This is a genomic window from Modestobacter roseus, assembly GCF_007994135.1.
Classification (GTDB): domain Bacteria; phylum Actinomycetota; class Actinomycetes; order Mycobacteriales; family Geodermatophilaceae; genus Modestobacter; species Modestobacter roseus.
Genome location: NZ_VLKF01000001.1, coordinates 3,021,151 through 3,032,934, shown reverse-complemented (window position 1 = coordinate 3,032,934; position 11,784 = coordinate 3,021,151). Strand labels below are relative to the sequence as shown.

Below are 11,784 nucleotides of genomic sequence, written 5' to 3'. Positions count from 1 at the left end.
CGGCTGCAACGGCCGGGTGAACAGCAGGTACTCTGGACGACTGGCGCGCCTGACGGGCGCGCCGCATCCCGGTACCCCTGTACGGACGGCCGGTGGCACACGCCACCGGCTGTCCGCACGTGGGAACCGGACAGCCGGTTCACCGATCCGGCCCGGCTGTCACCACTAGTACGAGGAGCAGGTAGTGATCCAGCAGGAGTCGCGGCTGCGAGTCGCCGACAACACCGGTGCCAAGGAGATCTTGTGCATCCGTGTGCTCGGTGGCTCCGGGCGACGCTACGCGGGCATCGGCGACATCATCGTGGCCACCGTGAAGGACGCCCTCCCGGGCGCCGGCGTGAAGAAGGGCGATGTGGTCAAGGCCGTCATCGTCCGCACCGTGAAGGAGCGGCGCCGTCCCGACGGCTCCTACATCCGCTTCGACGAGAACGCCGCGGTCATCATCCGCGACAGCGGCGACCCGCGCGGGACGCGCATCTTCGGCCCCGTCGGCCGCGAGCTGCGCGACAAGCGCTTCATGCGGATCATCTCGCTCGCTCCGGAGGTGTTGTGATCATGGCTGAGCACGTCAGCGGGAAGACCCCGTCGATGAAGGTCAAGAAGGGCGACCAGGTCGTGGTGCTGTCCGGCAAGGACAAGGGCGCCAAGGGCCGGGTCATCGCCGCCTTCCCCAAGACCCAGAAGGTGCTCGTCGAGGGCATCGGTCGGGTGAAGAAGCACACCCGGATCAGCTCCACCCAGCGTGGTGCGCAGTCGGGCGGGATCGTCACGCAGGAGGCGGCCATCCACGTCAGCAACGTGATGGTCATCGACAGCGAGGACAAGCCGACCCGGGTCGGTTACCGCAAGGACGAGGAAGGCCGCAGCATCCGGGTCTCGCGGCGCACCGGTAAGGACCTCTGATCCCCATGAGCGCACCCTCCCGTGAGCTGCCCCGCCTGCTCGCCCGCTACCGCGCGGACATCGCACCGGCGCTGCAGAGCGAGTTCGGCTACCCCAACGTCATGCAGATCCCCGGTCTGGTGAAGATCGTGGTGAACATGGGCGTCGGCGAGGCCACCCGTGACGCCAAGCTGATGGACGGCGCGGTCCGCGACCTCACCGCCATCACCGGCCAGAAGCCCGCCGTCGTCCGGGCCCGCAAGTCCATCGCGCAGTTCAAGCTGCGCGAGGGCATGCCGATCGGCGCGAAGGTCACCCTGCGCGGCGACCGCATGTGGGAGTTCCTGGACCGGCTGCTGTCGCTGGCCCTGCCCCGCATCCGCGACTTCCGTGGCCTGAACCCGAAGCAGTTCGACGGGCACGGCAACTACACGTTCGGCCTGACCGAGCAGTCGATGTTCCGCGAGATCGACGTCGACAAGATCGACCGGCCCCGCGGCATGGACATCACCCTGGTGACCACCGCGACCACCGACGAGGAGGGCCGCGAGCTGCTCACGCTGCTCGGCTTCCCCTTCGCCGGCCAGACCGTCGTGAACGCGACCCGCTGAGCGGGCGAGGAGAAGCGATATGGCCAAGAAGGCTCTGATCAACAAGGCGGCTCGCAAGCCGAAGTTCGCGGTGCGCGGTTACACCCGCTGCCAGCGGTGCGGTCGTCCGCACGCGGTGTTCCGCAAGTTCGGCCTGTGCCGCATCTGCTTGCGCGAGATGGCGCACGCCGGCGAACTGCCGGGCGTCAGCAAGTCCAGCTGGTGAACGGCCCGGCTGCTCGCTGAGCAGCCGGGGCGTTCCAGCACATCACCACTCGAGCACCACCGATCGCCGAGAGGCCCCGGGCCAAGTCGTACCGACCCAGCCCCAGAGGAACCGCGGCGAGAGAGGCACCACCCGACATGACGATGACCGACCCGATCGCGGACATGCTCACGCGGCTGCGGAACGCCAACCAGGCGTACCACGACACCGCCGCCATGCCGTCGTCGAAGCTCAAGACGCACGTCGCCGAGATCCTCCAGAAGGAGGGTTACATCGGCGGCTGGACCGTCAACGACGTCGAGAAGGACGGCCACATCCGCAAGGAGCTGGTCGTCACCCTCAAGTACGGCCCCAACCGTGAGCGCAGCATCGCCGGCGTCCGGCGCGTGTCGAAGCCGGGCCTGCGGGTCTACGCGAAGTCGACGTCGCTGCCCAAGGTGCTGGGTGGCCTGGGGGTCGCGATCATCTCGACCTCCACCGGGCTGCTCACCGACAAGCAGGCGAACAAGAAGGGCGTGGGTGGGGAAGTCCTCGCCTACGTCTGGTAAGAGGAGCGAGCAGACATGTCACGGATCGGACGACTCCCGGTTCCGGTGCCCAGTGGTGTGGAGGTCGCCCTCGACGGGCAGACCGTCAACGTCTCGGGCCCGAAGGGGAAGCTGAGCCACACGGTCCCAGCTCCCATCACCGTCGAGCGCGGTGAGGACGGCACCCTCCTGGTGCAGCGTCCCAACGACGAGCGTGAGAGCCGGGCGCTGCACGGCCTCTCCCGTACCCTCATCGCCAACATGATCACCGGCGTGACCCAGGGCTACGACAAGACCCTGGAGATCGTCGGCGTGGGTTACCGCGTGCAGGCCCGTGGGTCGGACCTCGAGTTCGCCCTGGGCTTCAGCCACCCGGTTCCGGTGAAGGCGCCCGAGGGCATCACCTTCACCGTCGAGGCCCCCACCCGCATCCGGGTGAGCGGGATCGACAAGCAGCAGGTGGGCCAGGTCGCGGCCAACATCCGCAAGCTCCGCAAGCCCGACCCGTACAAGGGCAAGGGTGTGCGGTACCAGGGTGAGGTCGTCAAGCGCAAGGTCGGGAAGACGGGCAAGTGATGGCACAGGCACAGAGCGACAAGGGTGCCCGGGTGCACAAGCCCGTGGGCACCGACATCAGCACCGCCCGCCGCGTTTCGCGGCTGCGCCGCCACAACCGGCTGCGCAAGCGGGTCTCCGGCACGCCGGAGCGTCCCCGCATGGTGGTCAAGCGCAGCAGCCGGCACATGCACGTCCAGGTGGTCGACGACACCGTCGGCCGTACCCTGGTCAGTGCGTCCACGCTGGACGCCAGCTTGAAGGGCGCCGAGGGCGACAAGTCCTCCCTCGCCAAGCAGGTCGGTGCGCTGGTGGCCGAGCGGGCCAAGGCGGCCGGGATCACCGCGGTGGTCTTCGACCGTGGTGGCAACCGGTACGCCGGCCGCATCGCGGCGCTGGCGGACGGCGCCCGCGAGGGCGGGCTGGACTTCTGATGAGCACGGCAACTGAGATCGAGAGGGACGTCTGATGCCAGGACCACAGCGACGCGGCGGCGGCGCCGGCGGCGGTAACGACCGCCGCGACCGCCGTGACGGCGGGCGGGGGCCCGGAGGCGCGCCCGCCGAGAAGAGCCAGTTCATCGAGCGCGTGGTTGCCATCAACCGCGTGTCCAAGGTCGTCAAGGGCGGTCGGCGCTTCAGCTTCACCGCTCTGGTGATCGTGGGCGACGGCGATGGCACCGTGGGTGTCGGCTACGGCAAGGCCAAGGAGGTGCCCGCGGCGATCGCCAAGGGCGTCGAGGAGGCCAAGAAGCACTTCTACCGCGTGCCGCGCATCGCCAGCACCATCCCGCACCCGGTGCAGGGTGAGGCGGCGGCCGGTGTCGTGCTGCTCAAGCCGGCCAGCCCGGGTACCGGTGTCATCGCCGGTGGTCCGGTGCGTGCCGTGCTGGAGTGCGCCGGCATCCACGACGTGCTCTCCAAGAGCCTCGGGTCGTCGAACCCGATCAACATCGTCCACGCCACCATGCAGGCGCTGAAGGACCTCGTCCGTCCCGAGGAGATCGCGGCCCGCCGCGGTCTGCCCCTGGAGGACGTCGCTCCGGCCGCCATGCTGCGTGCGCGGGCCGGTCAGGGGGTCTGAGATGGCTCAGCTGAAGGTCACCCAGATCAAGTCGACCATCGGCACCAAGCCGAACCAGCGTCAGACGCTGCGTTCGCTGGGGCTCAAGCGGATCAACGACTCGGTCGTCCAGGAGGACCGTCCCGAGATCCGCGGGATGGTCGCGACGGTGCCGCACCTGGTCACCGTCGAAGAGATCGTCTGAGCAGGGGAACACCATGACTCTCAAGGTCCACCACCTGCGTCCTGCCCCTGGCGCCCACACCAAGAAGACCCGTGTGGGTCGCGGTGAGGGTTCCAAGGGCAAGACCGCCGGTCGCGGCACCAAGGGCTCCGGCGCCCGCGTGCAGGTCTCGGCCCGCTTCGAGGGCGGCCAGACCCCGCTGCACATGCGGCTGCCGAAGCTCTCGGGCTTCAAGAACAACAACAAGGTCGTCTTCCAGGTCGTCAACCTGGACCGGATCGCCTCGCTCTTCCCCGAGGGCGGCTCGGTCAACCCGGACTCGCTGGCTGACGCCGGCGCGGTGCGGCGCGGCCAGCCGGTCAAGGTGCTGGGCACCGGCGAGCTCGGCGGCGTCCAGGTCACCGTGCAGGCACACGCCTTCTCCGCCTCCGCGGCGGAGAAGATCGCTGCCGCCGGGGGCAGCACCACCCAGATCTGACCGCCGACGACCCCCGGGGAGCCACCCGACACGGGTGAGCGACCCGGGGGTCGTCTGCTGCCCGGCCCCAGGCCGGACGACGCTGCCGGTCACCCACCGCCCCTTCCGGGCGACGGGTGACCGGCGGCGGTCCCGTTGTTGATAACCTCGCACGACCGACTCGGGGAGGGCACGTGCTGCAGGCGTTCGCCGCGGCGTTCCGGACGCCAGACCTCCGGCGCAAGCTGCTGTTCTCCCTGGCGGTCATCGCCGTGTACCGGCTGGGCGCGAGCGTCCCCGGGCCAGGGGTCTCCATCGAGGCGATCAACAGCTGCCTCGAGCAGGCGCAGGCCTCCGACCAGCAGGACCTCTACTCCCTGGTCAACCTGTTCTCCGGTGGGGCGCTGCTGCGCTTGTCGGTCTTCGCGCTCGGCATCATGCCGTACATCACCGCGAGCATCATCGTCCAGCTGCTGGTCGTGGTGATCCCGCGGTTCGAGCAGCTGAAGAAGGAAGGGCAGTCGGGTCAGGCGAAGCTGACCCAGTACACCCGGTACCTGACGATCGCCCTCGCCGTGCTGCAGAGCACCGGCATCATCGCCCTCGCGCGCAGCGGGCAGCTCTTCCCCGGGTGTGCGCAGGAGATCATCCCCTCCGACTCGGTGTGGACCACGATCGTCCTCGTCGTCACGCTCACCGCGGGCACCGCGGTGATCATGTGGCTCGGTGAGCTGCTGACCGAGAAGGGGATCGGCAACGGGATGTCCGTGCTGATCTTCACGTCGATCGCCGCCCGCATCCCCGCCGAGGGCGGGTCGATCCTGCAGGCCCGAGGCGCGTTCATCTTCGCGATCGTCTGCGTGATCGCCGTGGTCATCATCGGCACGGTCGTCTACGTCGAGCAGGCACAGCGACGCATCCCGGTGCAGTATGCCAAGCGCATGGTCGGGCGCCGGATGTACGGCGGCACGTCGACGTACCTGCCACTGAAGGTGAACCAGGCCGGTGTCATCCCGGTCATCTTCGCCTCGTCGCTCCTCTACCTGCCGCAGCTGATCGCGCAGCTGCAGGGCGACTCCGCGGGACCGGTCCGCCGGTTCTTCGAGTCCTACGTGATCAACCAGAGCAGTCCGGTGCACATCGCGATCTACTTCGCGATGATCATCTTCTTCACGTACTTCTACGTGTCGATCACGTTCAACCCCGAAGAGCGGGCCGACGACATGAAGCGTTACGGCGGCTTCATCCCGGGCATCCGGCCGGGGCGTCCCACCGCGGAGTACCTGCAGTACGTGCTGTCCCGGATCACCCTGCCCGGGTCGATCTACCTGGGCCTGGTCGCCGTGCTGCCCAACCTCTTCCTCTCCATCACGCAGGAGGGGCAGAACCAGAACTTCCCGTTCGGCGGGACCGCGGTGCTGATCATGGTGGGAGTGGGCTTGGAGACGGTGAAGCAGATCGAGACGCAACTCAACCAGCGCAGCTACGAAGGGTTCCTGAAGTAGTGCGCGTCGTGCTGCTGGGCCCTCCCGGAGCCGGCAAGGGGACCCAGGCCCAGATCATCGCCGCGCGCCTCTCGGTGCCCGCGATCTCCACGGGCGACATCTTCCGCGCGAACGTGAGCGGGAAGACCGAGCTCGGCCAGCAGGCCAAGACCTACATGGACGCCGGCGACCTCGTCCCCGACGCGATCACCGTGGCCATGGTCTCCGACCGCCTCGCCGAGCCCGACGCCAAGGCGGGCTTCCTGCTCGACGGCTTCCCGCGCACCATCGCGCAGGCCGAGCAGCTGCGCGACTCCCTGGCCGAGATGGGGCACCGGCTGGACTGCGTGCTCGAGCTCGTCGTCGACCAGGACGAGCTGGTCCGCCGGCTGTCCGGGCGGCGCATGCTCGTCGACGGTGAGTGGGTCCAGCGCGACGACGACAAGCCCGAGACCGTCCGTCATCGCCTCGACGTCTACCGGGAACAGACCGCGCCGCTGTCCGGCTTCTACGAGCAGGCGGGGCTGCTGGCCCGGATCGACGCCATCGGTGAGATCGACGAGGTCACCGAGCGGGCGATGGCCGCCCTCGAGGCCTCTGGCGAACAGCCCGGGGCCCCGGCCGGCGGCTGAGGACGGCCCCGGTGCCGGTCGCCCCGGGTACTCGCGGATGACCGGGCTGCTGGCCCGGATCCCGCTGCTGGCGAAGTGGAGTGGACGGATGATCCAGATCAAGACGGCGCACGAGATCGAGCTGATGCGCGCCTCGGGCCTCATCACTGCCGGTGCGCTGACGGCAGTGCGGGCCGCCGTCCGGCCCGGGGTGACCACCAAGGACCTCGACGCGATCGCCGAGGACCACATCCGGTCGAACGGTGCGGTGCCGAACTTCCTCGGGTACCACGGCTTCACGGGCACCATCTGCGCGTCGGTCAACGACGAGGTGGTGCACGGCATCCCGAACGCCGACCGGGTGCTCGCCGAGGGCGACAACATCTCCATCGACTGCGGAGCCATCCTCGACGGCTGGCACAGCGACTCGGCCATCACGGTCACTGTGGGGGAGCCCTCGGCGGAGGACGCCGCGCTCCTCGAGGTCACCGAGCGGTCGATGTGGGCCGGCCTCGCCCGGGCGCTCGCCGGGGGGCGGCTCACCGACATCAGCCACGCGGTGGAAGAGGCGATCACCGCATCGGTTCACCGGTACGGGATCGTCGACCACTACGGCGGGCACGGCATCGGCACCGAGATGCACCAGGACCCGCACGTCCTCAACTACGGCCGGGCCGGCCGTGGACCCAAGCTCGTGCCCGGCATGGCGCTGGCCATCGAGCCGATGGTGACCGTGGGCGACCCGGCGACGGTGGAGCTCGACGACGGGTGGACGGTCGTCACCAAGGACGGCTCCCGTGCCGCCCACTTCGAGCACTCCGTGGCGATCACGCCCGAGGGCCCCTGGGTGCTGACCGCCGAGGACGGCGGGGTCGCCGGTCTGGCCCCGTTCGGCATCACGCCCCGCACCTGAGCGGTCCGGTCCCGTCCGGATGGCCCCGCCGAGCGTGCGAGGCGGGGAGGGTGGGGTGCTGCACAGCAGCCCGGGTTGGAGAGTGTCGCCGGGGCGGGGTAGAGTGGCCGATGGCGTTCGCGTCGTCCGTCGTCCTGCTGTGGCCGTAGTCCGACGGACGCCCTCTGCGAGATCGCCGATCCAGCACCACCGTTCGTGCCTTCCGGCATGGGCGCATGCAGTCCGATCGAACGAGGAGGCCGTGTAGGCGTGGCTAAGAAGGACGGGGCCATCGAGGTCGAGGGTCGTGTCGTCGAGCCGCTGCCCAACGCGATGTTCCGGGTCGAACTGCAGAACGGGCACCGGGTGCTCGCCCACATCAGCGGCAAGATGCGGCAGCACTACATCCGCATCCTGCCCGAGGACCGCGTGGTCGTGGAGCTCTCGCCCTACGACCTGACCCGCGGCCGCATCGTCTACCGCTACAAGTAACCCGCTGCCGGTCCGGGCTCCCACGTGGGTCCGGGGGTCGGCGCACGATCTACAGGAATGAGGGCGGCACCGGTGAAGGTCCAGCCGTCGGTGAAGAAGATCTGTGACAAGTGCAAGGTGATCCGCCGGCATGGCCGGGTCATGGTCATCTGCGAGAACGCCCGGCACAAGCAGCGCCAGGGCTGAGGGAGTACCTGACAATGGCACGACTTGCTGGCGTCGACCTTCCCCGCGAGAAGCGGATGGAGATCGCGCTCACCTACATCTACGGGATCGGCAAGACCTCGGCGAAGGCGACCTTGAGCGCGACGGGCGTGAGCCCGGACCTGCGCGCCAAGGACCTCACCGACGAGGACCTGCTGAAGCTGCGCGACTACATCGACGAGCACTTCCGCGTCGAGGGTGACCTGCGCCGGGAGGTGGCCGCCGACATCCGTCGCAAGGTGGAGATCGGCTGCTACCAGGGCCTGCGCCACCGGCGTGGCCTGCCCGTGCACGGTCAGCGCACGAAGACCAACGCGCGTGGCCGCAAGGGCCCGCGCAAGACGATCGCCGGCAAGAAGAAGGCTCGCTGAGTCGAGCCCGACGGCGCGCCGTCGTGGGTCCGTAGGGCCGGACCGACGGCGCGCCCGCAGCGCGAGCGCTGCACCTGCACCACCAGGCCACGAACACAGACACAGACCGGAGAGACATGCCTCCCAGGGCTCGCGCGGCTGCTGGCACCAAGAAGGTGCGCCGCAAGGAGAAGAAGAACGTCGCCCACGGCGCGGCGCACATCAAGAGCACGTTCAACAACACGATCGTGTCGATCACCGACCCGACCGGGAACGTGATCAGCTGGGCTTCCGCCGGCCACGTCGGCTTCAAGGGCTCCCGCAAGTCCACGCCGTTCGCCGCGCAGATGGCTGCCGAGAACGCCGCGCGCAAGGCGCAGGAGCACGGCATGCGCAAGGTCGACGTCTTCGTGAAGGGCCCCGGCTCCGGCCGCGAGACCGCGATCCGCTCGCTGCAGGCCACCGGCCTCGAGGTGGGTCAGATCCAGGACGTGACGCCGCAGCCGCACAACGGCTGCCGCCCCAAGAAGCGCCGCCGGGTCTGACCGGTCACTGACGAGACGAAGAGGTAGATAGACGTGGCCCGTTACACCGGAGCCGACTGCCGCCTGTGCCGGCGCGAGAAGATGAAGCTGTTCCTCAAGGGCAGCAAGTGCGAGTCCCCGAAGTGCCCGATCGAGATCCGGCCGTACCCGCCGGGCGAGCACGGCCGGGGTCGCAGCAAGGACAGCGAGTACCTGCTGCAGCTGCGCGAGAAGCAGAAGGCCCGCCGCATCTACGGCGTGCTGGAGAAGCAGTTCCGCGGCTACTACGAAGAGGCGAACAAGAAGACGGGCAAGACCGGTGAGGTCCTGCTGCAGATCCTCGAGTCCCGCCTCGACAACGTGGTCTACCGGGCCGGCTTCGCCGAGTCCCGCGACATGGCCCGCCAGCTGGTGCGCCACGGCCACATCAAGGTCAACGGCCGCAAGGTCGACATCCCGTCCTACCGGGTGAGCGCCAACGACATCGTCGAGGTCGCCGCCAAGTCGGTCGAGATGGTCCCGTTCCAGCTCGCCCAGGCGAAGGCCGGCTCCCGTCCGGTCCCGCCGTGGCTGGAGGTCATCACCACGCAGCTGAAGGTGCTCGTCCACAGCATCCCGGCGCGCCAGGTGATCGACACCCCGGTGCAGGAGCAGCTGATCGTGGAGCTCTACTCCAAGTGACCCACCGGCCCTGACCAGGCGGCTCGCCTGGTCAGGGCCTGCACGACGGCGGGACGGGCGGACGGATGTCCGTCCCGCCGGCACCACACCTCACGGCGTCATATGGCGGGTGCCGGAGGACCTGAAGGAGAACCATGCTCATCGCACAGCGTCCGACCCTCACCGAGGAGACCATCGACGCCCAGCGCTCGCGGTTCGTCATCGAGCCGCTGGAGCCGGGTTTCGGCTACACCCTCGGCAACTCCCTGCGTCGCACCCTGCTGTCCTCGATCCCCGGCGCTGCTGTCACCAGCATCCGCATCGAGGGCACCCTGCACGAGTTCACCACCGTGCCGGGCGTCAAGGAGGACGTCACCGAGATCATCCTGAACCTCAAGGGTCTCGTGGTCAGCTCCGACTCCGACGAGCCGGTGACCATGTACCTGCGCAAGCAGGGCCCGGGCGAGGTCACCGCCGCTGACATCGCGCCGCCGGCCGGTGTCGAGGTGCACAATCCCGAGCTGCACATCGCCACCCTGAACGCCAAGGGCCGGCTCGAGGTCGAGCTCGTCGTCGAGCGGGGCCGCGGTTACGTCCCGGCCACCCAGAACAAGCAGCCGGGCCAGGAGATCGGGCGGATCCCCGTCGACTCGATCTACTCCCCGGTGCTCAAGGTGACCTACGCCGTCGAGGCCACCCGCGTCGAGCAGCGCACCGACTTCGACCGGTTGGTCGTCGACGTCGAGACCAAGCCGTCGATGGAGCCCCGCGACGCGATCGCCAGCGCCGGCTCGACCCTGGTCGAGCTCTTCGGGCTGCTGCGCGAGCTGAACGTGGACGCCGAGGGCATCGAGGTCGGGCCCAGCCCGGCCGAGGCCGCCGACATCGCGAACTTCTCGATGCCGATCGAGGACATGGACCTCACCGTCCGGTCCTACAACTGCCTCAAGCGCGAGGGCGTGCACACCGTCGGTGAGCTCGTCACCCGGTCGGAGGCCGACCTGCTGGACATCCGCAACTTCGGCGCCAAGTCGATCGACGAGGTCAAGCTGAAGCTGGCGGCCATGGGTCTCGCGCTCAAGGACAGCCCGCCCGGGTTCGTCCCCTCCTCGGTGGAGAGCTACGACGAGGGCTACGAGACCGACGCGTACCAGGGCGACGCCGCCTTCGGCGACCCGGCCCAGTACGAGGAGGGCAACTACCAGGAGACCGAGCAGCTCTGAGAAGCTGTTCGTGATCCGGGGTGCGGCCGGCGGGGATCTCCCGCCGGCCGCACCCCGCACCGAGCACAGGCCATCCCACGGTGGCCACGCAGCACCGCGATGGACGACGCAGCCGGCACACGCCCGCCCGGCCGCCTGAGGAAGGACCGACATGCCCACCCCCACCAAGGGCCCCCGTCTCGGCGGATCCCCCGCGCACCAGCGGCTGATGCTGGCCAACCTGGCCACCTCGCTGTTCGAGCACGGCCGGATCACCACGACCGAGGCCAAGGCCAAGCGGCTGCGCCCGTACGCCGAGAAGCTGGTGACCTTCGCCAAGCGCGGTGACCTGCACGCCCGTCGGCAGGTGATGACGGTGATCCGGGACAAGGACGTCGTGCACCACCTGTTCGCCGAGATCGGCCCCCGCTTCGCCGAGCGCCCGGGTGGCTACACGCGCATCGTGAAGGTCGCCCCCCGCAAGGGCGACAACGCACCCATGGCGATCATCGAGCTCGTCGAGGCGCAGACCGTGGCCCAGCAGGCCGTCGGCGAGGCCGAGCGCGCCCGCGGCACCCGTTTCGCCGCCGGCGCCGGCTCCGCGGCCGCCGCTGGCGAGGTCACCGCCGATGCGTCCGCCGAAGCCCAGGACGTCGTCACCGACGTCTACAACCCCGACGGCGAGCGGCAGGACGACGGCGACGTCACCCCCGAGCCGACCGCCGAGAACCTGGCCGTCGTCGACGACCCGACCCTCTCCCCGGACGTGGCCAGCGCCGCGGCCGCCGAGGTCGAGGCCGCCGAGCTCAGCGACGCCGCCACCGCCGGGACCGACGCCCCGGGCGGCGAGCCCGAGGTCGACCCCAAGTGACCTCCCCGGCC

The 11,784-nt window shown here is 69.4% G+C and carries 20 protein-coding genes; all 20 read left to right on the top strand.

All coding sequences use genetic code 11. The features are described from left to right. The first annotated feature begins 184 nt into the window (after positions 1 to 184). The 20 genes from rplN (at position 185) to rplQ (ending at position 11,773) form a co-directional block, all read left to right on the top strand. On the top strand, positions 185 to 553 hold the full coding sequence (gene rplN, locus JD78_RS14375; protein WP_091770139.1) for a 50S ribosomal protein L14: 369 nt from the start codon (positions 185 to 187) through the stop codon (positions 551 to 553). Between the two features lie 2 nt (positions 554 to 555). Next, a complete protein-coding gene (rplX, locus tag JD78_RS14370; RefSeq protein ID WP_243731050.1) occupies positions 556 to 903 on the top strand; it encodes a 50S ribosomal protein L24 in 348 nt (115 codons plus the stop codon). Positions 904 to 908: 5 nt separating this feature from the next. Beyond that, on the top strand, positions 909 to 1,493 hold the full coding sequence (gene rplE / locus JD78_RS14365; protein WP_153359837.1) for a 50S ribosomal protein L5: 585 nt from the start codon (positions 909 to 911) through the stop codon (positions 1,491 to 1,493). A 19-nt stretch (positions 1,494 to 1,512) separates the two neighbouring features. Then, on the top strand, positions 1,513 to 1,698 hold the full coding sequence (locus tag JD78_RS14360) for a type Z 30S ribosomal protein S14 (protein ID WP_113838243.1): 186 nt from the start codon (positions 1,513 to 1,515) through the stop codon (positions 1,696 to 1,698). Between the two features lie 143 nt (positions 1,699 to 1,841). Continuing rightward, positions 1,842 to 2,246, top strand: a complete 405-nt coding sequence (rpsH, locus tag JD78_RS14355) for a 30S ribosomal protein S8 (RefSeq protein WP_438861311.1) — start codon at positions 1,842 to 1,844, stop codon at positions 2,244 to 2,246. Positions 2,247 to 2,261: 15 nt separating this feature from the next. Beyond that, positions 2,262 to 2,801: a 50S ribosomal protein L6 gene (gene rplF / locus JD78_RS14350; protein WP_153359843.1), complete on the top strand. Its 540-nt coding sequence runs from the start codon at positions 2,262 to 2,264 to the stop codon at positions 2,799 to 2,801. Beyond that, positions 2,801 to 3,214, top strand: a complete 414-nt coding sequence (rplR, locus tag JD78_RS14345; protein ID WP_153359845.1) for a 50S ribosomal protein L18 — start codon at positions 2,801 to 2,803, stop codon at positions 3,212 to 3,214. Before rplF ends, rplR begins: the two co-directional genes overlap by 1 nt. 34 nt (positions 3,215 to 3,248) lie before the next feature. Further along, a complete protein-coding gene (gene rpsE / locus JD78_RS14340; protein WP_153359847.1) occupies positions 3,249 to 3,863 on the top strand; it encodes a 30S ribosomal protein S5 in 615 nt (204 codons plus the stop codon). Between the two features lies 1 nt (position 3,864). Next, positions 3,865 to 4,047, top strand: coding sequence for a 50S ribosomal protein L30 (gene rpmD / locus JD78_RS14335; RefSeq protein ID WP_153359849.1), 183 nt, complete (start codon positions 3,865 to 3,867; stop codon positions 4,045 to 4,047). A gap of 13 nt (positions 4,048 to 4,060) precedes the next feature. Further along, positions 4,061 to 4,504, top strand: coding sequence for a 50S ribosomal protein L15 (gene rplO, locus JD78_RS14330; protein WP_153359851.1), 444 nt, complete (start codon positions 4,061 to 4,063; stop codon positions 4,502 to 4,504). A gap of 173 nt (positions 4,505 to 4,677) precedes the next feature. After that, positions 4,678 to 5,988, top strand: coding sequence for a preprotein translocase subunit SecY (secY, locus tag JD78_RS14325; protein WP_153359853.1), 1,311 nt, complete (start codon positions 4,678 to 4,680; stop codon positions 5,986 to 5,988). A gap of 8 nt (positions 5,989 to 5,996) precedes the next feature. Then, positions 5,997 to 6,599 carry an adenylate kinase gene (locus JD78_RS14320; protein WP_323368788.1) on the top strand — a complete coding sequence of 201 codons (603 nt, stop codon included), beginning with the start codon at positions 5,997 to 5,999 and terminating at the stop codon, positions 6,597 to 6,599. A 37-nt stretch (positions 6,600 to 6,636) separates the two neighbouring features. Continuing rightward, a complete protein-coding gene (map, locus tag JD78_RS14315) occupies positions 6,637 to 7,491 on the top strand; it encodes a type I methionyl aminopeptidase (protein ID WP_228395122.1) in 855 nt (284 codons plus the stop codon). Between the two features lie 249 nt (positions 7,492 to 7,740). Next, positions 7,741 to 7,962: a translation initiation factor IF-1 gene (gene infA / locus JD78_RS14310; RefSeq protein ID WP_012950459.1), complete on the top strand. Its 222-nt coding sequence runs from the start codon at positions 7,741 to 7,743 to the stop codon at positions 7,960 to 7,962. Positions 7,963 to 8,034: 72 nt separating this feature from the next. Further along, entirely contained in the window at positions 8,035 to 8,148 is a 114-nt protein-coding gene (gene rpmJ / locus JD78_RS14305; protein ID WP_014742835.1) for a 50S ribosomal protein L36, read from the top strand. Between the two features lie 14 nt (positions 8,149 to 8,162). After that, positions 8,163 to 8,537 carry a 30S ribosomal protein S13 gene (rpsM, locus tag JD78_RS14300; RefSeq protein ID WP_153359857.1) on the top strand — a complete coding sequence of 125 codons (375 nt, stop codon included), beginning with the start codon at positions 8,163 to 8,165 and terminating at the stop codon, positions 8,535 to 8,537. 116 nt (positions 8,538 to 8,653) lie between these two features. Continuing rightward, a complete protein-coding gene (gene rpsK, locus JD78_RS14295; protein ID WP_026844840.1) occupies positions 8,654 to 9,061 on the top strand; it encodes a 30S ribosomal protein S11 in 408 nt (135 codons plus the stop codon). Between the two features lie 33 nt (positions 9,062 to 9,094). Next, on the top strand, positions 9,095 to 9,721 hold the full coding sequence (gene rpsD / locus JD78_RS14290) for a 30S ribosomal protein S4 (RefSeq protein ID WP_153359859.1): 627 nt from the start codon (positions 9,095 to 9,097) through the stop codon (positions 9,719 to 9,721). Between the two features lie 134 nt (positions 9,722 to 9,855). Further along, positions 9,856 to 10,923: a DNA-directed RNA polymerase subunit alpha gene (locus JD78_RS14285; protein WP_153359861.1), complete on the top strand. Its 1,068-nt coding sequence runs from the start codon at positions 9,856 to 9,858 to the stop codon at positions 10,921 to 10,923. A 151-nt stretch (positions 10,924 to 11,074) separates the two neighbouring features. Further along, the gene (rplQ, locus tag JD78_RS22965; protein ID WP_153359863.1) at positions 11,075 to 11,773 is read left to right on the top strand and encodes a 50S ribosomal protein L17; all 699 of its coding nucleotides are present in this window, start codon (positions 11,075 to 11,077) and stop codon (positions 11,771 to 11,773) included. Positions 11,774 to 11,784 lie beyond the last annotated feature (11 nt).